Here is a 22440-nt window from a genome sequence, read left to right as displayed (position 1 = left end):
TGGAACGGGGCCCCTTCACGCGCCGGAACCGCGTGCGGTCAGCCGTGCCAGGTGCGCGGCCGCAGCGGGAGCCCCGAGGTGCCCGGCTCCGGGGTGCGGACGGCGAGGACCTGGTTGACGCCGATCCGGTTGCGCTCGAAGGCGAGCGCGGAGGCCGCCATGTACAGTCGCCAGACCCGGGCGCGGCCGTCCCCGGCGAGCCGTACCGCCCGCTCCCAGTCCTCCTCCAGACGGGTGACCCAGGCGCGCAGGGTCAGCGCGTAGTGCTCGCGCAGCACGTCCACGTCCCGTACCTCGAACCCGGCGCGCTCCAGCTGGGTGACGGTGGTGCCGAGCGGGGCGAGTTCGCCGTCGGGGAAGACGTAGGCGTCGATGAACCGGTCGACCTCGTACGTCGACTCGTCGCGCTGCGGGCGGCGGGCGATCTGGTGGTTGAGCAGCCGGCCGCCGGGCTTCAGCAGGCCGTGCAGATCGCTCGCGTACTCCAGATAGCGTTCGGCGCCCACGTGCTCGGCCATGCCGATGGAGGAGATCGCGTCGTAGGGTCCGTCGCGCACGTCGCGGTAGTCCTGGACGCGGATCTCCACCCGGTCGGTCAGGCCCTCGTCGGCGACGCGTTTACGGGCGTAGGCGGCCTGTTCCTGGGAGAGGGTGACGCCGACGACGCTCACGCCGTGCTCGCGGGCGGCGTGGATGGCCATCGAGCCCCAGCCGCAGCCGACGTCGAGCAGCCGCTGACCGGGCTTCAGGCCGAGCTTGCGGCAGACCAGTTCGAGCTTGTCGCGCTGGGCGGACTCCAGGGTGCCGCCGTCCTCCCAGTAGGCGCAGGAGTAGACCATGGACGGGCCGAGGACGAGTCCGTAGAAGTCGTTGCCCACGTCGTAGTGGTGGCTGATGGCCCGCCTGTCGGTGCGCCGGGTGTGCAGATGGCGGCGGGGGCGGACCTCCTCGCGCGGCGGGGCGGGCGGCAGCGGGGGTCCGGCGAGCCGCAGCAGGTCCCGTACACCCGCCCGGACGACGGGGTCACGCAGTGCCTGGGCGAGGGTGCGGGAGTCCTCCCCGCGCTCCCAGACCAGCCCGGCGATCGCGCCGAGCGCGCTGTACAGGTCGCCCTCGATGTCCAGGTCGCCGGAGACCCACGCGCGGGCGAGACCCAGCTCCCCGGGCTTGAAGAGGATCCGGCGCAGCGCCCGGCGGTTGCGCAGGACGACTACGGGAACGTTCGGCGGGCCCGCCTGGGAACCGTCCCAGGCACGGATCCGCACCGGGAGCGGGGCTCCCAGCAACTGCTCGGCAACACTCACCAGTCGCGACGCGGCGTCGGCCATGGCGCACACCTCCAAGACGGCAATCCCGGATGTCCGTTACCACTTAAACGACATGGCTACCCGGCACAGTCCCGCAATGGAGTTACAACAGGGCAAAAGAGCGTAGGCCGCACGGCGGCGGAAAACGCCGAAGGGCCCCCCGCACCACGGACAGCGGGGAGGCCCTTCGGAGGGAACCGGTGACCGGAGGTCAGGAGGCCTTGGCCTTCTCCTCGGTCTTGGCGGCGGCGGGAGCCGGGGCCGGCTTGGCGGCCTCGTAGAACTCCTCGCGCGGGTGCTCCATGGCGCCGAGCGAGACGACCTCGCGCTTGAGGAACATGGCGAGCGTCCAGTCCGCGAAGATACGGATCTTGCGGTTCCAGGTCGGCATCGCGAGGCCGTGGTAGCCGCGGTGCATGTACCAGGCGAGACGGCCCTTGAGCTTGATCTTCGTCTTGCCCAGGACGATCATCGCGACGCCCTTGTGCAGACCGAGACCCGCGACGGCACCCTTGTTGGCGTGCTCGTACTCCTTCTGCGGGAAGCCCCGCATGCCGGAGACCACGTTGTCGCCGAGGACCTTGGCCTGGCGCAGCGCGTGCTGGGCGTTCGGCGGGCACCAGGCGTTCTCGTTGCCCGCCTTGCGGCCGACGAGGTCGGGGACCTGGGCGTTGTCACCGGCGGCCCAGATGTAGTCCGTGCCCTTGACCTGGAGCGTGGGCTCGCAGTCGACGTGACCGCGCGGGCCGAGCGGCAGGCCGTAGCGGGCCAGCGCCGGGTTGGGCTTGACGCCCGCGGTCCACACGATGGTGTCGGAGTCGACCTCAAGGCCGTTCTTCAGCACGACGTGGCCGTCGACGCAGGAGTCCATGGAGGTGGAGAGGTAGATCTCCACGCCCCGGCTCTCCAGGTGCTCCTTGCCGTACTGGCCGAGCTTCGGGCCGACCTCGGGAAGGATCTTGTCGGCGGCGTCGACCAGGATGAACCGCATGTCCTCGCGGGACACGTTCTTGTAGTACTTGGCGGCGTCGCGGACCATGTCCTCGACCTCGCCGATGGTCTCCGCGCCCGCGAAGCCACCGCCGATGAAGACGAAGGTGAGCGCCTTGCGGCGGATCTCCTCGTCGGTCGTGGAGTCGGCCTTGTCCAGCTGCTCCAGGACGTGGTTGCGCAGGCCGATGGACTCCTCGATGCCCTTCATGCCGATGCCCTGCTCGGCGAGGCCGGGGATCGGGAAGGTACGGGAGACCGCGCCGAGCGCGACGACCAGGTAGTCGAAGGGAAGTTCGTACGCCTCGCCCACGAGCGGGGCGATGGTCGCGACCTTGCGCTCCTGGTCGATGGTGGTGACCCGGCCGGTGAGGACCTCGGCCTTCGGCAGCACGCGTCGCAGCGGGACGACGACGTGCCGGGGCGAGATGTTGCCGGCGGCGGCTTCGGGCAGGAAGGGCTGGTAGGTCATGTACGACCGGGGGTCGACAACCGTGACGGTCGCCTCGCCGTAGCGCATCTGCTTGAGGATGCGCCGAGCTGCGTACAGGCCTACGTACCCACCGCCTACTACGAGGATCCTGGGACGCTCCGTGGTGCTCATGGCATCGAGTATCCACCTGCCCCTGAGGGGTAGCTCGTGCGCCCCTTCACAAGGTTGGAGAGGGCCTGTGTTATCCTCCGCCGCTCACGTGACACAGATCATGTTCCGCACCGGGAACCCAAGGTCGTTCTGACCCGTTGTCAAGGCCGCGTGAGCTGGCCCTCCGGGTTCTCGGCACCCTCGCGGATCACCCTCCGAGGACCCCTCGGACACCTCCGCGAAACACCCTCGCAATGCTCTCGTGAGCACCCTCCAAGGGCCGTTGAGCCCCCGAATGGGTCAATGCGGCCCCTTGTGTTGCCCCCGGGGGTCGAAATCCTTGTGAAGAACTTCACGAAGGTTTCCGGCGAGGGGTCGCGAAGCGGCGTGTCGGCCACCCCGCGACCCTGCTCATCCGTCGTCCGTCCTGCTCAGCCGCTCGCTACCGGACGGTAACGAGCCGTCCGCACACGGCAGTACGGGCAGCGGCCCCTTGAGCGCTATGCCAGGGAGAAGGCGATACCGTCCAGAATGTCGTGCTCGCTGACGACGACCTCCTCGGCGCCGACGCGCTCCATGACGGCGAGCAGCACCAGCGCGCCCGCGCCGATCACGTCGACCCGGCCCGGGTGCATCGAGGGCACCTCGGCGCGCTCGGCGTGGGTGGAGGACAGCAGCCACTCGGTGATCTGGCGGACGCGGCCGCGCGTCATGCGGGAGTGGTGGATGCGCGCGGAGTCGTACTCCGGCAGCTCCTGGTCGATCGCGGACACGGTGGTGACCGAGCCGGCCAGGCCCACCAGGGTGCGCGCGTCGCGCAGCGGGACGGTCTTCTCGGCCAGGTCCAGCGCGGCCTCGATGTCGGCCCGCATGGCGGCGACCTGCTCGGCCGTGGGCGGGTCGGTGACCTTGCCGTCCTCGACGAGGTGGCGCTCGGTCATGCGCACGCAGCCGACGTCCACGGAACGCGCGGCCCGCACCCGGTCGTCGCCGACGACGAACTCGGTGGAGCCGCCGCCGATGTCCACCACCAGGTAGGGCGTGGCGAAGCCGTCGCCGCCGGTCAGCTCCTTGGTGGCGCCGGTGAAGGAGAACCCGGCCTCCTGGTCGCCGGAGACGACCTCGGGCTCGACGCCGAGGATGTCCACGACACCGCGCGTGAACTCGTCCCGGTTCTCCGCGTCGCGGGAGGCGGAGGTGGCCACGAACCGCACCTTCTCGGCGCCCAGTTCGCGGATGACCCCGGCGTACTCGCGGCACGCGGCGAAGGTCCGCTCCAGCGCCTCGGGGGCGAGGCGGCCGGTGCGGTCGACGCCCTGGCCGAGCCGCACGATGGTCATACGGCGGTCCAGCTCGCGCAGCTCACCCGTCTCCGCGTTCACGTCGGCGACGAGCAGCCGGATGGAGTTGGTGCCGCAGTCGACGGCGGCGACCCGGGTGAAGCCGTCGTCGGACCGCTGGGCGGCCTGCGCGGCCGTCTCCTGCGAGCCCGTCTCCTGGGCGGCCGTACCGCACGTCCCGCCCTCGGGCGTCACGCACGGGCCCTTCGCCCACCACTCGGGCAGCATCGCGATCGTCTCGTCGCCCAGCGGGTTCACCCCGGGGCCCGCGGCCAGCGAGTGGGCGACGAGGACGTGCAGGCACTTCACCCGGTCGGGCATGCCGCCCGCGCTGGGGAAGCCCGCGAGGACCTCGATCTCGTCGCGGCGCCGGATGTAGTCCTCGTGCGCGGCACGGTAGGCGGCGGCCAGCTCGGGGTCGGTCCCCAGCCGCTCGGTCATCTCCTTCATGACGCCGTTCGCCTCCAGCGTGCCGATCGCCGAGGCGGCGCGCGGGCACGTCAGGTAGTACGTCGTCGGGAAGGGCGTGCCGTCGGGCAGCCGGGGGGCCGTCTCCACGACGTCCGGCTGTCCGCAGGGGCACCGGTGGGCGATGGCCCGCAGACCGCGCGGCGGACGGCCGAGCTGCTGCTTGAAGGCCTCCACGTCGGCTGCGGTGGGCTCGGTGCGCGGAGTGGGCGGCGGGGGCGTTTCCATGACTGCTTCCAGAGTGGCTTTCTAGGGGTCACCGGCGGATGCCGGTCACCGGTCGGAGGCGTCGGCCTTGTCGACGCCGTCCCAGACGTTGGCGTACCAGGGCCGGCGGTCGGCCCCCTTGTCGGCGCGGGACTGCTTCGCCGCGCCGGGGTCGACGACCACGTACCCCGTCTCGCCGGGCAGCACGTAGTGCAGCCTGCGCCGGATCTGCTGTTCGGCGTAGGCGTCGTCCTGCCAGCGCGCCTTGATGTCGCGCAGTTCCTCGACGCGGGCGCGGGCCTGCTGCTGGCGGCGCTGGAGGTCGGCGATCTCGGCGCGCTGGGAGACGTACTGCCGCATCGGGTAGGCGAGGGCGACGATCAGCGAGCACAGCACCATGGCGAGCAGGGCGGCGCGGCCGGTGAGCCGGGAGCGGCGGGCCTGGCGCTTGGTCTGGGAGCGGTAGACGCGGGCCGCGGTCTGCTCGCCGAGCAGCCGCAGCCTGGTCGTGGTGGAGAAACGGTCCCGGTCCCTCGTGGCCATCTTCCCCGCCTCCCGTGCACGCGTACGTCCCCGGACACGGTACGGGACCGGGTCCGGGGACGTAGGACGACTGGCGGGAGCGGACTCCCGCGCGGGCTCAGCCCTCGTCGGAGAGCCGAGCCCTTATGGCGATGCTCAGCCCTTGCTGTGCCTACTGGTTCGCAGAGCGAAACCGCGGGAACGCGCTGCGGCCGGCGTAGACCGCGGCGTCGTCGAGGATCTCCTCGATGCGCAGGAGCTGGTTGTACTTGGCGACGCGCTCGGAGCGGGCCGGGGCGCCGGTCTTGATCTGGCCGCAGTTGGTGGCGACGGCGAGGTCGGCGATGGTGACGTCCTCGGTCTCGCCGGAGCGGTGGGACATCATGCACTTGTAGCCGTTGCGCTGGGCCATCTCGACGGCGTCCAGGGTCTCGGTCAGCGAACCGATCTGGTTGACCTTGACCAGCAGGGCGTTGGCGATGCCCTCCTCGATGCCGCGGGCCAGGCGCTCGGGGTTGGTGACGAACAGGTCGTCACCGACGATCTGCACCTTGTCGCCGAGGCGGTCGGTCAGGACCTTCCAGCCGGCCCAGTCGTCCTCGAACAGCGGGTCCTCGATGGAGACCAGCGGGTAGGCCGCCACCAGCTCCTCGTAGTACTCCGTCATCTCGGCGGCGGAGCGCTCCTTGCCCTCGAAGAGGTACTTGCCGTCCTTGTAGAACTCGGACGCGGCGACGTCGAGCGCCAGGGCGACCTGCTCGCCGGGGACGTAACCGGCCTCCTGGATGGCCTCGATGATGAGGTCGAGGGCCTCGCGGTTGGAGCCGAGGTTCGGGGCGAAGCCGCCCTCGTCGCCCAGGCCGGTGGCCAGACCCTTGCGCTTCAGGACCTTCTTGAGGGTGTGGTAGACCTCGGCGCCCCAGCGGACGGCCTCGGAGAAGGACTCCGCGCCGATGGGCGCGATCATGAACTCCTGGATGTCCACGTTGGAGTCCGCGTGCGAGCCGCCGTTGAGGATGTTCATCATCGGCACCGGCAGCAGGTGCGCGTTGGGGCCGCCCAGGTAGCGGAACAGCGGCAGGTCGCTGGCCTCGGAGGCGGCGTGGGCGACGGCAAGGGAGACGCCGAGGATGGCGTTGGCGCCGAGCGAGCCCTTGTTGTCGGTGGCGTCCAGGTCGAACATGGCCTGGTCGATCAGGCGCTGCTCGGTGGCGTCGTAGCCGACCAGCTCCGGGCCGATCTGCTCGATGACGGCGAGGACGGCCTTCTCGACACCCTTGCCCTGGTAGCGGTTGGGGTCGCCGTCACGGAGCTCGATGGCCTCGAAGGCACCGGTGGAGGCGCCGGACGGAACGGCGGCACGACCCGTGCTGCCGTCGTCGAGGCCGACCTCGACCTCGACCGTGGGGTTGCCTCGGGAGTCCAGGATTTCCCGGGCTACGACGACGTCGATGGACGGCACGAGCATCTCCTTCTTGGATGTGACGCTGAGATGTGCGGGGCGGTGTGCCTTACGGCACTGCCTTGCGACTAGAGCCTAACCGTCCCCGGGGTGTCGGCCGTCGACCGACCGTCCCGTGGACAGGGAGACCGTACTCATTGTTCACGCCCGGAACAAAGGGGTGTCAGGGGGTCTGGCCAGCGGGGTGGTGCGGTGGCCGGTACCGGACGGTCCGATACGGACCCCCGGAGCGGCCCGGGGTCCCGGGAAGCCCCGCTCCGGCGCGTACGGGGGAACACGCGCCGGTGCGGGGCCCGGTGGGGGGAAGGGGGCTCACCGCGGCGCCGTATGCGCGTGGGGGGGCGGTGCGGTGAGCGGGTGCGGGGGCGCCCGGCGAGCGGGCGCGGGGCCGCTACTTCAGGTGCAGCATCTGGCCGGGGTAGATGAGGTCGGCCTTCTGGACGATGTCCTTGTTGAGGTCGAACAGCTTCTTCCAGCCGCCCTTGACGTGGTGCTTCGTGGCGATGGTGCTGAGCGTGTCGCCCTTGACGACCTTGTACTCGCCGTCGCCCTTCTTGACCTTCTGGCCGGTCGGGGTGGTGACGGTCTGGGGCGCGGTACGGCTCGCGGAGCGCGAGGCCGTCTCCGGGGCGGTGGTGCGCGCGGCGGCGTCCGTCGTGGCCTTGGCGGTGCCCGTGGTGGTCGTCGCCGAGGTGGACGGGGTGCTCGCGGCGGCGGAGCTGTACGGCGTGCTGGACAGGCCCGTGCCGCAGACCGGCCAGGCGCCCTTGCCCTGGGCGGCGAGCACCTTCTCGGCGATGGTGATCTGCTGGTCCTTGGTGGCCTTGTCGGCCGTGGCGGAGTACTGCGTGCCGCCGTACGCGGCCCAGGTGGCGGCGGAGAACTGCAGGCCGCCGTAGTAGCCGTTGCCGGTGTTGACGGCCCAGTTGCCGCCGGACTCGCACTGGGCGACGGCGTCCCACTCGGAGGCGGTGGCGGCGGAGGCGCTGCCGGCCGCCATCAGCGGACCGGCGATCGCGGCGCCGGCGACACCGGCGAGCGCGAGGGTGCGGACGGCCTTGGCCGGGCGACGGTGCGTGCCCTTGCTGGAAAACAGCATGGTCGATCCCCTCACCGACGCCTGCGAGGTGAGCTGTCGGGTTCGGGCCGGTTGAGTTGCCCGGCCACCCTCCCCGTCGTGGAGGGGGTGGCTTCACCCCAAGCCCGCTCCGGCGTCAATCACCGGTCCGGGCACTTACCTTGGTTCCCCCGCTCCTGCCGGCGGCGCTTGACGCGTCGACTGTTCCCGGGTGACCGCTGGCAGGATTCGGCGTGCCGGCCATCGGGGCTCGTGGTGACGAGCGGACTGACCGTAGACACGGACACAGGGGAATTTCAAAGACGATCAGGGCCTCTGAGACTCATCCCACACTTTCGCCAAATAGGACATACGGCCAGAAGAGGGACGTCAATCCCGGCCCAAATCGGGCTACTTGCCGTCCGTCCCGCCGGGCACCTTGAGCGTCTGACCAAGGACGAGGTCGTCCGGGTCGCCGCCGATGGCCTTCTTGTTCGCGGAGTAGAGCGCCTGCCAGCCGCCGTCGACACCAAGGGAGTCGGCGATGGACTCCAGCGTGTCGCCCTCGTGGATGGTGTATGTGGCCGGGGAGGGCAGCGCGTGACGCCCGCTGCTGTCCGCCTTCTGATCGCTCGTCACGTTCTCGTCCGCGCTGCCGCCGCGGTGCCGGCCGCCGCCGGAGAGCGCGCCGGTGTCGACGAGGCTCCAGGAGCCGCCGTCCTGCCAGGCGTCCTCCGACTCCTCGGAGGCCGGGGCGGAGTAGCCGCCGGACGCGGCCGGGGCGTCGGCCGAGGCGGAGGCGCCGGACTTGGCGCCCTTGTCCTTGCCCTTGGCGGCGTCCTTGGCGTCGGCGTCCTTGTCCTTGCCCTGCGACGGCTTGGCCGAGGCGTCGGCGGAGGAGTCGGACGAGGGCGACGCGGTGGGCGAGTCCGACGCCTTGTCCGCGTCGGACGAGTCGGACTTACCGGAGGAATCCGACGCGGACGGCGAGGCGCTGTCCTTGCCGTCCGTGGAACCGGCGCTCGGGGAGGCGGTGTCCGCGACCCCCGTGTCCACGTTCACCGAAGCGGAGTCGGAGGTCAGGCCGGCCGTCAGGGCGCAGGTCGCCCAGTGCGTGGTGCCCTGGTCGGCGAGGATCTTCTCGGCGACGGAGATCTGCTGGGACCGGCTGGCCTGGTCGGCGGTGGCCGCGTACTGGTCGCCGCCGTACTTGGCCCAGTCGTCCTGCGAGATCTGGAGACCGCCGAAGTAGCCGTTGCCCGTGCTGGCGCTCCAGGAGCCGCCGCTTTCGCATTCGGCCACCTTGTCCCAGGTGGTGCCGTCGGCCGCGTGGGCGCTCGCCGCGCCGAGGAGCGGGATCGCGATGGCGGAGGTGGTCACACCGGCCGCGACGAGGAGCGCCGGAGCCTGGCGGGGGCGACGGTGACGACCGTTCCCGGAGAGCATACGGGGGCCTTTCGTACGACAGCAGTACGGCGTGGCGAGTGGTGCTCGGCGCCACACTGATGGGTGAACGTATAGGCAGACGATCGCTTGTCACAAGTTCATGCCGCACAGATCACGTGAAGATCACATCGTTGAGTGTCCGTCATGTTCCTGTTTGCCGGTGCGTGTTCCGTGGGTAGGGCTGATGGACCGCGCACGCGGTCCGGCTCACTCGTGGGCCTGTGCCACCGGTGTGAACTCCACCGGGAGCGTGCGCAGGCCCCGCATGATGAGCCCGCCCCGCCAGCGCAGTTCGGCCGGTTCGACGGCGAGTCGCAGACCGGGCAGCCGGGTGAACAGGGTGGCCAGCGCGGTCTGCCCCTCAAGCCGGGCGAGCGGGGCACCCAGGCAGTAGTGGATCCCGTGGCCGTACCCGAGGTGCTGATTGTCGGCGCGGGCGAGGTCCAGCGTGTCGGGTTCCGCGAACCGCGCCGGGTCGCGGTCCGCCGCCGCCAGCACCACCAGCACCGGGTCGCCGGCGGCGATCTCCTGGCCGCCGAGGGCGATCGGCTCGGTGGCGAACCGCCAGGTGGCCAGCTCCACCGGGCCGTCGTAGCGCAGGAGTTCCTCCACGCCGGTCTGGAGCAGACCGGTCTCCCCCGCCGCCAGCGAGCGCTGGAGCCTGGCGCGCTCCTCGGGGTGAGTGAGTAGAACAAGTGTGCCATTACCGATCAAATTAACGGTGGTCTCAAAGCCGGCGAACAGCAGGATGAACGCCATCGCCGCGGCCTCGTTCTCGGTCAGGTGCTCACCGTGGTCCGAGGCGCGGATGAGGCCCGAGATCAGGTCCTCGCCGGGGGCGGGTTCGGCGGGCAGCGCGGCCCGCTTGCGGTGGATGAGTTCGGCCAGATATCCGCGCATCTTCTTGACCGACCGCGCCACCCCGCCCCGGGGGCCGCCGCCGTGACGGATCATCATGCCCGCCCAGTCCCGGAAGTCGTCCTGGTCCTCGCGGGGGACGCCGAGCAGGTCGCAGATGGCGTAGATGGGCAGCGGGAAGGCGAAGTCGTGGATGAGGTCGGCGGAGCCCTTCGCGGCGAAGGCCCCGATGAGGTCGTCGGTCAGCTGCTGCACCCGGGGCGCGAACTCGGCCACCCGGCGCGGGGTGAACGCCTTGCTGACCAGCCGGCGCAGCCGGGTGTGGTCCGGCGGGTCGATGTTCAGCAGGTGCGTCATCAGGTCCGCCTTGCGCTCACCGGGGATGCCGGTCTTGCCCTTGGCGTGCGCGGGCTCGTCGTGATGCGCCGGGTTCTTGCTGAGCCGCGGGTCGGCGAGCGCCTGCCGGGCGTCGGCGTACCGCGTGACGAGCCAGGCCTCCACCCCGCTGGGCAGCCGGGTGCGGTGCACGGGCGCGTGCTCCCGCAGCCAGGCGTAGGCGGGATAGGGGTCGGTGGCGAACTCCCAGGTGAAGAGGTCGGGGGCGGGCTCGCCGGGACGGTCGGAGGAGGGCTGCTCGGTCACAGGTCGACGGTATCCCGGAGGCGGGGAGGGACACCCGGCCAGGCTCCTCGGTTACGCGGCGTCTGAACCGTTCCCCTCCGCCGTACGTATCGCATCCCGGTAGACCCGTGCGGCCGCTCGCAGCGCCGCCTCGGGGTCGACCCCCTCGGACTCGGCGCGGGCGGCCAGGGCCAGGAGTTCGTAACCGATGCCGTCGCCCTGGGGAAGGGGTACGTCGAGGTGCGCGGTGCGGGCGCGGGAGGAGAGCTTGGCGGCCAGGGCGAGACCGGGCTGGCCGAGCGGGACGCCCTCGGTCACCGAGGTGCGCTGCTTCTCCTCGGCCTTGGTGCGCTGCCAGTGCCGCTTGACGTCCTCCGGGGTCTCGGCCGTCTCGTCGCCGAAGACGTGCGGGTGGCGGTGGATGAGCTTGGCGACGATGCCCCCGGCGACGTCGTCGATGTCGAAGGGGGCGTCGGGGTCCTCGGCGGCGATGCGGGCGTGGAAGACGACCTGGAGCAGCACGTCGCCCAGCTCCTCCCGCAGCTCCTCGCGGTCGCCCGCCTCGATCGCCTCGACCATTTCGTACGCCTCCTCGATGCCGTACTTGGCCAGGCCCTCGTGAGTCTGCCGGGAGGACCAGGGGCACTCGGCGCGGATGCGGTCCATGACCTGCACGAGGTCGAGGAGGCGGGCGCCCGGCAGGTCGTAGGAGGCGGGCAGCAGCTCCAGGTCGGGCATCCGCACCCGGCCGGAGCCGGCCAGGCGGGCCAGCCCGTCGGTGAGGGCGGGCTCGCCCTCACCCGTGGCCACGACCACCACCGTGCGGCCGCCCGCGCAGGCGTCGACCAGCTCCTCGGCGGCCGGGGCCGCCTCCGACACCGCTATACCGGCCTCGCGCAGATACGGCACCTGCGGGTGCGCGCCGTCGGCGCACAGCACGGCGTCGGCGGCGTGCAGGGCCTGCCAGGCGGGCCAGGACAGCAGTCCGGGCGCCACGCGGTGGCTGGTGGTGAGCAGGACGATGCGGCCGGGGGCGGCTTCGGTGCTGGTTTCGTTCACGATCCGAACGTAACCCACGGTGCGGAGGGGCGTCGCGAGTTGTCCACAGGGGGTGGGGAGTCCTGTGATCGTAGGACTGTCACCTGATCCGCTGGGCCGCTAGGCCGACCGCGTCGCCGTCGCGTCCCGTACCCACGGCGTCTTGGCGTCCACCCGGCTGCTCCTGGTCGCGTCCCAGCTGCCGTAGCGCGGGTTGAGGTCGATGTGGAGCTGCTTCGACGCCTCCGACAGGGCCTTCCAGAAGGCGGGCTGGGTGGTGTCGGTGCCGAGCTTCGCCGCGAGCTTCTGGGCCTCGATCTGGAGGCGGAGGTTGTCGTCGAGGCGCTCGGGGGCGATGCCGTACTTCTGCAGCCAGGCCGCCTCCAGGCCCTTGGCGCCGCCCGCCTGCTTCTCAAGGTCGGCGCGCAGCTTCTGGACCTCCTTGCGGGAGACGGTGACGCCCGCGTCGTGGGAGGCGCGCGCCAGCACCTGGTCGAGCACCATGGTGTGCAGGGTGTCGCGGGTGAGGCTGCCGGTGGAGGCGAGGACCTGCTGGTACTGCGTCTCGTCGGGCGCCGAGGCCCGCTGGGCCGCCCGTACCTCGTTCACCCGGTTCTCCAGCTGGGCGACGGTGATGCGCTGCCCGCCGACGACCGCGGCCGCGCCCGGGTGGGCGTCGCTCCCGCAGGCGGTGAGGAGAGGTGCCGCGGCGGCGATCGCGGCGGAGAGGACGAGCGCGGAGCGACGGCGGCGGTGCAAGGGGACCTCCTGAGGAGTTTGTGCGGCGGTGCACAAGGTCTTGCGGTGATCGATGGTAGGCAGCCGATCAGCTCCGGCCAACCCATAGGACCAACGATTCACCACGAGTTCGGGCACCGCCGCGCCCCGAGGACAGCCCAGCCGTGTGACCGGCCGCCCGTACCTCTCAGTTCCGGTCGTCCACCGCGTGCTCCACGGAGGCGGCGACGGCGGCGCGCAGGCCGTGGCCGGTGCGGACCTCGGTCACGTTCGCGCCGTCCTTGTCGCCGCCCTTCGCGCCCTCCTTGTCGCCGTCCTTGTCGCCGTCCTTGGCGCCGACGAGGAGGAAGCCCACCTTGCGGTGTTCCGGCGCGGCCTGGGCGGCGGCCGTGAGCTCCGGCCGGCCGACGGCGAGGACGACCTCGCAGGAGCGCTGGAGCATCCCGTTGAGGAACGGCCGCGCGTTGCCGGTGCTCTGCTCCCCCATGACCGGCGTGTAGCTCACGCGCGCGTGCGTCTTGAGCGACGCGTCCTGCATGCCCTGCCAGACCTCGGCGGCCGTGGTCCCGGCGGTGATGCCCTTCTCACCGGTGAGCAGACAGGCGTCGGTCTCCGTGTAGTGCCGCGCGCGGGTCTCGGGGATGGGCGGCCGGTCGTCACCCCCGAAGAGGAGGACACCGGCCACCACCAGGGCGGCGACAACGGCGAGCGCCCCGCCCGCGAGCGCCATGGTGCGCGCGCTCAGCGACCGGAGCCACACGACGGCGGCGCGTCCCAGTACGGCGAGCCGCCCCCGGCCGTCCTCCGGCTTCCGGGCGGAACGAGTCTGCGACACCTGTCGGACCTGCTTGGCCACCGCTACTTGCCTGCCTTCGTACCCACGAGGTCCTCAGTGTTCCTGTACCGGCCGCGCCGGCTCCGGCCAGACCGCCCACGCGTGCAGCGAGGCGCCCGCCATGGACAGCAGGATCAGCAGCACATCGACGCCGAACAGCACTCCGTGCGTGTCGACCGGGGTGAGCTCGATCTGCGATATCCAGGCGGCCAGCACCACGCTGAAGCCCGCGAACGCCCACCAGTCGGCGCGGGTGCGCCGCCGCAGGGCGAGGAGGAGGGACGGTACGGGGCACAGCAGCCCCAGACTGAGCAGAGGCAGGGCCGCCGCTCCCGCCCGTGCGGCGTACGACCGGTACGACACCGGCCCGGCAACGGCGACCTTCATCCTCTGCTCCTTGTTCACTGACGTCGACTGGCCGTCGACTGGCCGTCCACCGGCCCCGACGAACCGGTTCAGCCCTGCTCAGCCCTGCTCAGCCCTGCTCAGCCGACGATGGCGACCGGCGCGTCCCACGCGTCGCGGTCCACGGTGATCGTGTAACCGCCGCGCGTCTCCTTGCTGTTGACCATGTACTGGTGGCCACGGCTGTGACCGGTGAACTGGGTGGAGCCCCACGGCCAGTCCGAGGTGGTCGTGTTCTTCTTGTCCCACAGCGCGTACCAGAGGTTGCCCGGCAGGTCCGTCTTGTCGGACGCCGTGGCGATGGCCTTGGCGCTGGAGCTGGTGAAGCCGTAGTAGCCCGAGCGGTAGACCTTGTCGCGCAGTGTCTTGGAGAAGGAGCGGACGTACGACAGCACGGCGTCGTTGCACGCCTTGTCCGTGACGTCGTACGGCTCCATGTCGAGGTAGATCGGGCTGCCGGCCTTCATGCCGAGCGCCGACGCCTTGGCCGCCGCGTCCTTGGCGTCGCTCGCGCCGAGGGACGTGGCGGTGGACGCGGTCAGCTTCTCCGGGTTGGAGCTCGTCTGGCACGGCGGCTGGGCGCCGACGTAGATCGGGATGAGCTTCCAGCCCATGGAGTTCACGGACTTGACCCAGGACGCGGTGAGGTTCGGCTGGTTGCAGCCGCGGTTCTTGCCACCGACGTACACGGCGGCGGCACCGTAGAAGCCGGTGTTCCACGCCTTCATGGCGCTGGTGGACGGGGCGGTGCAGGTGTCGAAGGCGCGGCCCGTGAAGGTCTTCTGCGCCGGCCAGGTGGTGGCGGCCATCGAGGACTGCGCTGCGATCCCCGCACCCGCGAGAACGGCGGCCCCCGCCGTCGCCCATGCGATGTAACGGCCCTTCTTGGACAACCGATGGCTGGACATCCCCACCCCATTCACGATGACGGCGTACGACGCGCGAGAGGCGCGCCACGGCTTCACTCCGGCCCGACGCGCTTGACGCGTCCCTGACCTACAGAGCGGATCGCAAGATAGCCCACGCCGCCACCATGATCGGAAAATCTCCCCCGCAGGAGACACAAGTTCTTCTCAAGGCGTAGTAAATCTTCGTGGGGCTGCGGGTGTTGCGGCCGGGAGGGGCGGTGCGCCGCGTGACGTGGTGAGCGGCGCTGTCCGGTCGGCGGGCGCGGGGTCACGGGGGTCACGGGGTCACGGGGTCACGGGGTCACGGGGTCACGGGGTCACGGGGTCACGGGGTCACGGGGTCACGGGTACCGTCGGCCGGGACGGCCAGGACTCCCTGGGGATACCCCGCGCCGAAAAGGGTGCGAGCCGGCGCTCCAGCTGCGGTCACCGGCGTCCCCGGCTCTTCTCGCAGAGGCATGACCCGAAGACGACCCCCGGGCCCGCGCCCGGCATCCGCGGCGAGCCACGCGTCCAGCCCGCTCGACAGCAGACTCAGAACTCTTCCGCCTGCCATTCGACGCACGCCGGAACCCGGCCGCCACTGCTGAGAAACTCCTTCACCGCCCGGCGGACAAGCTCAAGGGGAATCTCCGAGCCGGGCATGAACTCCCGCACATGCCCGAGGAGCATGTATTCGCCGATCCCACGGTCCGTCGAGCCCTTCGACACGTAACCGTCATCGGCCGCAAGAGTCAGCGCACCCACCTGGGCAACCCTGTCGACCCCTACCGCCAACTCGTGATCTCGATATCCCGAGGGAAGCGTGGGGCGGTCAAGCGAATAGACCACGGCGCAATTACGCTCATGCCGCCCATTGAGCAGGGCGTCAATGAACGAGTCCACGTCATCCGCACTGCCGAGCAGAGCGCGAGTTCTGGTGTCCTCGGCCTGGAACTGCGCCTCAAGCCCCTTGATCGTCATCAAACACTCCGGGAAGGCAACGTGGCGTCTCACCTGTCGGGGAGGGCTGAAGGTACCACCGGCCTTCGCCCGTACGGCGCTTGTACGTCCCGTAGCGGAGGGGGGCCCGCCGTAGGGCGGTCACGGAAGCGGTCCGCATGCTTCAGGCCCGTCGGCGAGCAAGCTCTCAGACCGCGAGGCAGTCGCGAACTTCGGCGAGCCTGTGCTGGGCGATCTGATGGTCAATCGTCGCGCGCAGGGCGCCGTCTGCGGCTCTGGCGCGCAGCCCCTCCAACCACCGTGCTGCGCCCGGCCAGTCGAGAGGGAGCCTGTGCTTCGGCCACAGGCCGGCCAGCTCACCGGCGAGCGCCAGCCCCTCCTGGAGAAGGTCCGCCCGGCCGGCCGCCGCCGCGACGAGGACGCTGTCCTCCATCTCCACCACGGCCGGCGGGAGTCCCCTGTCGTAGCGCGCGGAAACAGCCGAGTGGTAGGCCCTGACGATCTGTTCCAGCGACGGAGGCTCCTCACCCAGGGACAGCACGCTCTGCCCGCGGAGAGCGTCGACGGCCCTCCGATACTCACTCTCGTGCCTGGCGAAGAGCACGCTCTCCGGCTGCCCCGACGAACCCTCCAGACGCTGCCCCAGCGTGAGGGACACCACCGGAAACTCCCGCGTCAGCGCGTGCACATGCGCCGTCGGTGTGTACCCGTCGCCGGACGTCGTCCGGTCGAGACAGACCCCCTGGACAACCGGACCGACCCGGCGGACCAGGCGCAACGGCCTCCAGGCATCGAACCCGGGCAGCGCGACAGCCCACTCCGCCGTGACCCGTCGAGCCGTGGGGACACCTGATTTCGTCATGGCTTCACCTCGATGGCGAGTGTGTCACCCGGAACGGCGTCGGCAGCTCCTCATCCCGACCGACCGCCTTGCAGATTCCCAGGTTTCGCGGAAGGTCCCGGATCCACTCCCGCTGAGCAGAATCCGCCGAGTCCGCACCTCGGCCGATGGCCTCCGTGAATTCCGCCCGCCCGGAATCATCCATCCGGCCAAGCTCAAAGGCCACGCTCTCCAGCGCATTCACCGCCGCATGCGAGTCGCTCAGCACCTGCGGATCGGTCTCGGGCGGCGTCTTGCGGTCAGACACCCAGAGGCTGCCGAACGTTTCGACACACCTCACCACCAGGTCCGCACGCCGCCGACCTGCGAACCGGCCTCCCCGACGCCACCGCCGTCCACGGAGGGGCGCGCACTCGGCCGGCCCGACGGCAAGCCCCTGGTCGAACCGGCCAGCGGGTACGTCTGCGCGCCGACGGACGACATGGCCGTCGCCCCATCGAACCTGACCTGGCTCTTCACCACGCTCTGCTGCTCGGCCCGGGCTTCGCCGCATCCGCTTCCACGACCTCCGCCACTCAACCGCCACCCTGCTCCTGGAACAAGGCGTCGACCTCGTCGTCATCAAGGAACTCCTCGGCCACGCACACATCGGCGTCACCGCCGGCGTCTACGCCCACGTACGCCTCCGCCTCCAACACCAAGCCATCGACACCCTCAGCAACGCACTCAGCCCCACCGGCAACGACCCCAACGACCCACCTGCCACAGCCGTCGTCCGCTGACGTTGCCGTCACCGTTGCCGTCAAACGCGCCAGAGGCCCCGCCGGAAATTCTTTCCGGCGGGGCCTCTCAATTCACCTACGAATACGGCTCCAGCCATCCCCAATCACCGGGACACGTACTCAGCTCTCGAAGGCAGTACTTCAGGCAATTCTGCAGAGTAGGCGCGTCCGTGCGAATCAATTCGCGCTCACCCAGCCCTGGACCCGACATCACCATCGTCCAGGGCTTATATCCTGTTTGCGTGCGCTCATGGTCAACCTTGAGGAGGACAGTGACGCCAGCCCTCCCCAGCTGATCCATTAGTAGCTCAATATCCACCATCGCCACTCCCGTCAACACCCTCGCAACATCGAGGCAATCTCCCCAACATCCATGCTGTGGCCTGCCTTTTTAGGAGTAGCGACCCTGAATATAACACTCCACAGCTCATCCGAGGTTGGCCCGCTGGTGATGCCGTTGCGATCCATCAACTGGGATACCACAGCATGGGCAGTTCGCTTATTTCCGTTGTCGGACATGTGGCCACCCCCTCAGCATGCCCCACCCCCGTCAACAAGTCCGCACCTTACGCACCTCATTGCGCCTTCGGGACAGTAAATCCGGATGCCTCGTCCCATGAAACTCCACGCCAATCTGTCAGGGCATAGGCCATGATCCGAAAATAATCGCGTTATAAATCTCTTACCTGGCGATTACTTCCTGCGCGGCCCTTGCGAACAGTTGATGCATTGCTGTCGAAAGCGCAACGACTCTCCCTGAACCTTCCTGGCTCGAATCCTCAAGTTCGCGCAGAATATTAAGTTGAGTTACAAGTTCCTTTGATTCCAACGGAGTCAAATCCCCGCAGGGGCCAGTCAGTGATGCCCCTTCGATCTCAACAGTCTGCAGTTCCATGCCGTCCAATTGCTGGGCAATGTCAAGGATGAGCGTAGAACACCATTCAGACCACTCCTGCAGCTTCTCGTCATCAAATCCCCGACCTGCCCTGAGGATCATCTCTGATGCCATCGCAAGCAGCTCGGCCTCGTCGGATTCCTCCGGCAGCTCCCCAGTCTCAGGATCTGCACTGTATGCGGAAACGGCAGGGCGAAGATCCGTGATCAATTCGAGGACTCGATCAGGATCAGAAGGCTGTGCCAGCAGCCTCTGCATGCTGTCCACAAGCAGGCGGTCATCTCTCGGAATCACATCTGCTGATGCAAGCAAGGGCGAGGCTCTGTGAATACATGCCAGACCGCTGGCCGCCAACCCCCATCGAGAAGCCCGTTCAAGACTGGCGGCCAACACTGCGTGAGGATTCTCCATCATGGACTCCGGCAAGAAAGGCTTGTACGGATTTTCCCTGACCTCGGCCCCACTGCCCCTCGAAATGCTGAGCAGTGGTCTCCCTGGCCCAGGAATCGTTGCGAGCGCCGAGCTCCTCAAAGGCCGGCACAGGTGCACAGCTCAGAGCGAGCCTGCCCGAACCCTCGCTCACGTCGGCCCACTCGACGGTCCCATCGCCGTAGTACGCCACCTTGCGCTGCTCATATCCGCCGACGCCGACCTCGGTGAGACACTCATGCGGCTTCTCGTCCATCGGGCCCGAGTACCCCGTGTGCAGGTACCACGTCTTCGGCTCCGCCCCTTGCCGCCGACGCAGCTCGCCGGCGAGGGTCTGCTGAAACGGGCTGAACTTTACGCAGTTGCTCCGTTCGGCGTGACAGGTCGGCCAGTCGCAGCTTCCGCCGCACGGCCCGGCCGGCTTCCATCCGAACTCCGTTACGAGTTCGGCCAGTGTTGACCGGGTCACCTCGGACCTGCCTCTCAGCAGGTCCGAGGTGGCGGGGGAGCTCCGGCGGATCCGCCGCGCCGCGAGCGAGGGCCTGCTCGTCAGCCTCCCGCCAGGAGCGCTCCTCCGCCGCGAAGGCCGAATCCGACAACGCCCAAGCGGACACTCCCCGCGCACGGGCCAGACTCGCGTCGAACGTCTGCCACACCGACTCCGCCTGGTCGTGCGGGGACCTGGGTGTCAGGTAATACCTCGGCCACTGAGCCTCGCTCACGAGAATGGCGAGCGAGGCCACACACGACTGCAGATACACCGGGTGGTACGCATCGACTGGTTCTGCGACGGCCTGGCAGTAGTCGTCCAGCGCAATCAGCACCGCGTCGTGCACCGGATCGCCGGACAGGGAACCCTCGACAACGCTTTCCGTCGCGTGCTTGATCGGAGATCCAAGCACGTCGAGCAACGGCAATGTACGGATGAGGCCGAACACTCCACCGTGCACGGTAGCCCCCTCACGCCAGGTCGGCATCAGCAGATTACCTCAGCCCCCCATGCGGCGATCTCCGCTGCTGACATGGCCAGTTCGCGTCCGTGCAGCGGGTAGTCGGGCGAGATGAACCTCGGCTGTTTCACCGATAGTCCCGGCGCCTGTCTTCGGATTTTCGAAGTGGACCAGCACGTAAGGGCTGGGGTCACGATTCATGTCCGATGACTTGGGCATACGGCCGTACCGTTCGGCGGTCTGATCGACCGACTCGGCACCCGCGGCCGCTGCGCAGCCGACCGTGTCCATGCCCCAGGTCGCCGGTGCCCTACGCCAATGCAAAGAGCCCCGCCGGAAAGCAAATCCGGTGGGGCTCTTCTTTGCCATCCAGAGATCAGTGCCCAATGAAGCGTGCGAGCCCGTCTTTCCAACGTTGCTCGAAAAATTCCGCAGACGTCTCTTCGACATGCAGATCGTTATTGGCTTCAAGCTCCGTCCACGACGGAACGCGCTCCGAGTCGAGCGCCACTCCGCCCCGCATCTGATGCTCCCGATCAACGCAGACGAGTCGGCCGTCCATGTACTGGGCAACTTTGCGCAATTCGTACCCGTCTGCCCCGATCTCTGTGACGAACTCAAACGGCTCGTCATCATCCGAGGCAAGGTCCATGGAGATCAAATACCAGGGCCTGGGCTCCGCACCGTGCTTCCGTCGGAGTCGGGCGGCCAGCGTCTGCTGCGGTTGAAACTCGCGATGGCGTACGCAGTTTTCCGCTGATGGCTCACAAACGGGCCAGGTGCATCGCAGGCCACAAGGCTCGGAGGGGCGCCATCCAAGCAACGTCAACAACTTGGCCAGCTCAGCCGTCATCTCGGCGCCGGCCAAAGCCAGTTGATCAGCGCGCCGGGTGACCGCCATCGGATCGCCTTCGCGTGAGGTCAGCGCATACTCGTCCTCTCGCTGAGCAATGCGCTCCCGTTCCGCAAAGTCAGCACTGGCTGGAAGCGTCAGTGCCTGCATCTGATCGCACACCAGGCGAGCCAATGCACCCCACACCCCGATCGCCCGCTCCGAGATCCTCACATCTGCCGGAGACGAGTGCGTCCGCCCAACTCCGGCCGCAATCAAGGCGATACCGGCGATGCTCCGCTCGAAGAAGGCCGGACGGTCGAAGTCCTGCATCTGACCGACTGCTTCGCAGAATTCATCGAGGCTGATCAGGACGCTGTCTGCGATCCCACCGGAGCCCAGGCAGCCGCGAATGACGTCATCGACCGGCTGTCGCACCGGGGACTCGAGCACGTCAAGCAGCGGCAGCAAGCGCATCAGGCACAAGGCGCCGGTGGTCACCGTAGATTCTCGTATTCTGTCGATCCTCACAACAGGTCCCCGTTTTGTTGTTCCACACCTTGGCGAGTGCGAGCGTGGAGTTTTCCTTGTTCTCCACCTTTTGGAACGTCCTCGCTGCGGTCAATCGAGCCGTTGTGGACGAGCACCGGTGTGTCACCAGCCTGCGCACAGTAGGTGTGGAGGGTGCCGATGGTGAGGTCGTAGGTCAAGACGGACACCGGTGACCTCGGTCGTGCCCGTCGGCGTCTGGAGGACGTCACCGGCCTTGAGGTCCTTGGCTTCGGTGAAGGCGGACTGGGTCTCGTCGTAGAAGGGGTGGTGGAAGGTTGTCGTCAGGTGGGCGTCGTGGGAAGTCGCGCTGACCGCCGCCACCGGCGCCGTCGCCGGCTCGTGCGCGTCACCATGACCGTGCCCGCCCGACAGGGCACCCAGCATCGCGGCCGAGGCCGCCAGGCCGAACGCCGCCTTGCGGGCCGCCTTCTTGGTCAGGAGCTTGAGGCCTGCCTTCAGCGAACGCTCGGTGGCGGACTTAGCCGTGTCCTTGACGGTCAGGTCCACGAAGTCCCGGTCCGTGCGTGTCACAATCACATCGGTGACCTTGTGCGCCTCCGTGCCCTTGGCACCCGGTACCGAGTTGGCGATCGTGTCGCCGACCTTGACCTGGTCGATGGCCTTCGTCATGCCGTCAGCCATCAGGACGCGGGTCGAACCCGTGAAGCTGTGCTTGGTCGGGCAGCTGGTGGACCCTTCCTCCGCAGGCCCCGCCTCGTTCGAATGCTACTGGGACTGCGTCCCCGCACCCTCCGACTCCGCCTTGGCCGTCGCCGCCTCCGTCGCATCCGCCGCCGCCGAGTCGCCGGCCTCGGCTACCGGTACACCCCGCGCGGGGTGTCGTATCTGCTGCACCGGCTGGGCTGGTCACCGCAGGTCCCCGCGCACCGGACCGTCGAGCGCGACGAGCAGGCCGTAGAGCGGTGGCGGACGGAGCAGTGGTCACGGGTAAGAGGACGGCCCAGCTCCTGGGCGCATGGATCGTCTTCGAGGACGAGGCCGGCCAGGACCTGAAGCCCGGCAAAGGCCGGACCTGGTCGCCGCGCGGGCGGACTCCGCTGATCAAGGTGACGGGGAAAGGCTCGGGCCGGGTCCTGATGGCCGGGATGATCTGCGTCAGACCGGGCCGCGAGACCAGGCTGCTCCACCGGACCCAGACATACCTCGGTCGTACCGGCGAGAAGAAGGGCTTCCGTGCCCGCGAGTTCTCCGACCTGCTGACCTCAGCCCGCCGGCAACTCGGGGGTGCCCCGCTGATCGTGGTGTGGGACAACGCCAGCGCCCATCACGTCGAGGCGTTGCGGGAGTTCCGCGAACGCAACAGCGACGGGCTCACCATCATCAAGCTGCCTCCGTACGCGCCCGACCTCAACCCCGTCCAAGGTGTCTGGGCCCACCTGACGAAGTCCCTGGCCAACCTCGCGCCCCGCAC

General features: G+C 69.1%; 22 protein-coding genes, 2 pseudogenes and 1 riboswitch. Of the genes and pseudogenes, 3 read left to right on the top strand and 21 right to left on the bottom strand.

Features of this window, described 5'->3' with window-relative positions:
- Nucleotides 1–38: 38 nt before the first annotated feature.
- The 17 genes and pseudogenes from AB0898_RS31360 to AB0898_RS31280 form a co-directional block, all read right to left on the bottom strand.
- Nucleotides 39–1328, bottom strand: coding sequence for a cyclopropane-fatty-acyl-phospholipid synthase family protein (locus AB0898_RS31360; protein ID WP_366806449.1), 1290 nt, complete (start codon nt 1326–1328; stop codon nt 39–41).
- 190 nt (nt 1329–1518) lie between these two features.
- Nucleotides 1519–2901, bottom strand: coding sequence for an NAD(P)/FAD-dependent oxidoreductase (locus AB0898_RS31355; RefSeq protein WP_366806448.1), 1383 nt, complete (start codon nt 2899–2901; stop codon nt 1519–1521).
- A gap of 479 nt (nt 2902–3380) precedes the next feature.
- Entirely contained in the window at nt 3381–4283 is a 903-nt protein-coding gene (locus AB0898_RS31350; protein ID WP_366806458.1) for a Ppx/GppA phosphatase family protein, read from the bottom strand.
- Between the two features lie 231 nt (nt 4284–4514).
- Nucleotides 4515–4916 (bottom strand): annotated as a pseudogene (locus tag AB0898_RS31345) (DUF501 domain-containing protein); the annotation flags it as partial.
- Between the two features lie 45 nt (nt 4917–4961).
- Nucleotides 4962–5438: a septum formation initiator family protein gene (locus AB0898_RS31340; RefSeq protein WP_366806447.1), complete on the bottom strand. Its 477-nt coding sequence runs from the start codon at nt 5436–5438 to the stop codon at nt 4962–4964.
- 151 nt (nt 5439–5589) lie between these two features.
- Complete coding sequence (eno, locus tag AB0898_RS31335; protein ID WP_366806446.1) at nt 5590–6885, bottom strand: phosphopyruvate hydratase; 1296 nt, start codon at nt 6883–6885, stop codon at nt 5590–5592.
- Nucleotides 6886–7270: 385 nt separating this feature from the next.
- Nucleotides 7271–7978 (bottom strand): transglycosylase family protein, encoded by a 708-nt coding sequence (locus tag AB0898_RS31330; protein WP_366806445.1) that lies wholly within the window; start codon nt 7976–7978, stop codon nt 7271–7273.
- A 3-nt stretch (nt 7979–7981) separates the two neighbouring features.
- Nucleotides 7982–8155: riboswitch (cyclic di-AMP (ydaO/yuaA leader) on the bottom strand.
- 192 nt (nt 8156–8347) lie between these two features.
- The gene (locus tag AB0898_RS31325; RefSeq protein ID WP_366806444.1) at nt 8348–9382 is read right to left on the bottom strand and encodes a transglycosylase family protein; all 1035 of its coding nucleotides are present in this window, start codon (nt 9380–9382) and stop codon (nt 8348–8350) included.
- Nucleotides 9383–9589: 207 nt separating this feature from the next.
- Nucleotides 9590–10882 carry a cytochrome P450 gene (locus AB0898_RS31320; RefSeq protein WP_366806443.1) on the bottom strand — a complete coding sequence of 431 codons (1293 nt, stop codon included), beginning with the start codon at nt 10880–10882 and terminating at the stop codon, nt 9590–9592.
- 51 nt (nt 10883–10933) lie between these two features.
- Nucleotides 10934–11920: a nucleoside triphosphate pyrophosphohydrolase gene (locus AB0898_RS31315; protein ID WP_366806442.1), complete on the bottom strand. Its 987-nt coding sequence runs from the start codon at nt 11918–11920 to the stop codon at nt 10934–10936.
- Between the two features lie 99 nt (nt 11921–12019).
- Nucleotides 12020–12658 (bottom strand): SurA N-terminal domain-containing protein, encoded by a 639-nt coding sequence (locus AB0898_RS31310; protein ID WP_366806441.1) that lies wholly within the window; start codon nt 12656–12658, stop codon nt 12020–12022.
- A gap of 166 nt (nt 12659–12824) precedes the next feature.
- Entirely contained in the window at nt 12825–13472 is a 648-nt protein-coding gene (locus AB0898_RS31305; RefSeq protein WP_366806440.1) for a hypothetical protein, read from the bottom strand.
- Between the two features lie 54 nt (nt 13473–13526).
- A complete protein-coding gene (locus AB0898_RS31300) occupies nt 13527–13859 on the bottom strand; it encodes a hypothetical protein (protein ID WP_366806439.1) in 333 nt (110 codons plus the stop codon).
- A 98-nt stretch (nt 13860–13957) separates the two neighbouring features.
- A complete protein-coding gene (locus AB0898_RS31295) occupies nt 13958–14785 on the bottom strand; it encodes a glycoside hydrolase domain-containing protein (RefSeq protein ID WP_366806438.1) in 828 nt (275 codons plus the stop codon).
- A 534-nt stretch (nt 14786–15319) separates the two neighbouring features.
- A complete protein-coding gene (locus AB0898_RS31290; RefSeq protein ID WP_366806437.1) occupies nt 15320–15748 on the bottom strand; it encodes an Imm1 family immunity protein in 429 nt (142 codons plus the stop codon).
- A gap of 166 nt (nt 15749–15914) precedes the next feature.
- Nucleotides 15915–16589, bottom strand: coding sequence for a hypothetical protein (locus tag AB0898_RS31285; protein ID WP_366806436.1), 675 nt, complete (start codon nt 16587–16589; stop codon nt 15915–15917).
- Nucleotides 16590–16593: 4 nt separating this feature from the next.
- Nucleotides 16594–16875: a hypothetical protein gene (locus tag AB0898_RS31280; protein WP_366806435.1), complete on the bottom strand. Its 282-nt coding sequence runs from the start codon at nt 16873–16875 to the stop codon at nt 16594–16596.
- 186 nt (nt 16876–17061) lie between these two features.
- Here AB0898_RS31280 and AB0898_RS31275 point away from each other — a divergent pair.
- Nucleotides 17062–17350 (top strand): annotated as a pseudogene (locus AB0898_RS31275) (tyrosine-type recombinase/integrase); the annotation flags it as partial.
- Between the two features lie 682 nt (nt 17351–18032).
- Here AB0898_RS31275 and AB0898_RS31270 read toward each other — a convergent pair.
- The 4 genes from AB0898_RS31270 to AB0898_RS31255 form a co-directional block, all read right to left on the bottom strand.
- Nucleotides 18033–18512 (bottom strand): hypothetical protein, encoded by a 480-nt coding sequence (locus AB0898_RS31270; protein WP_366806434.1) that lies wholly within the window; start codon nt 18510–18512, stop codon nt 18033–18035.
- Between the two features lie 106 nt (nt 18513–18618).
- Nucleotides 18619–19143 carry a DUF6881 domain-containing protein gene (locus tag AB0898_RS31265; protein ID WP_366806433.1) on the bottom strand — a complete coding sequence of 175 codons (525 nt, stop codon included), beginning with the start codon at nt 19141–19143 and terminating at the stop codon, nt 18619–18621.
- 857 nt (nt 19144–20000) lie between these two features.
- Nucleotides 20001–20957 carry a DUF6881 domain-containing protein gene (locus tag AB0898_RS31260; RefSeq protein WP_366806432.1) on the bottom strand — a complete coding sequence of 319 codons (957 nt, stop codon included), beginning with the start codon at nt 20955–20957 and terminating at the stop codon, nt 20001–20003.
- 153 nt (nt 20958–21110) lie between these two features.
- Nucleotides 21111–21650: a hypothetical protein gene (locus AB0898_RS31255; protein ID WP_366806431.1), complete on the bottom strand. Its 540-nt coding sequence runs from the start codon at nt 21648–21650 to the stop codon at nt 21111–21113.
- A gap of 81 nt (nt 21651–21731) precedes the next feature.
- On the opposite strand from AB0898_RS31255, the gene AB0898_RS31250 reads away from it, so the two are divergent.
- Both AB0898_RS31250 and AB0898_RS31245 read left to right on the top strand, forming a co-directional pair.
- Nucleotides 21732–22022 (top strand): winged helix-turn-helix domain-containing protein, encoded by a 291-nt coding sequence (locus AB0898_RS31250; protein WP_366806430.1) that lies wholly within the window; start codon nt 21732–21734, stop codon nt 22020–22022.
- Nucleotides 21932–22440: transposase (locus AB0898_RS31245; RefSeq protein ID WP_366806429.1), on the top strand; the 509-nt coding region annotated here is incomplete at its 3' end. The genes AB0898_RS31250 and AB0898_RS31245, both read left to right, overlap by 91 nt.

Source organism: Streptomyces sp. NPDC005435 (assembly GCF_040703155.1).
Lineage (GTDB): Bacteria > Actinomycetota > Actinomycetes > Streptomycetales > Streptomycetaceae > Streptomyces.
Note: the sequence above shows the minus strand (reverse complement) of the source record. Positions and strands in the feature narration are given on the sequence as shown.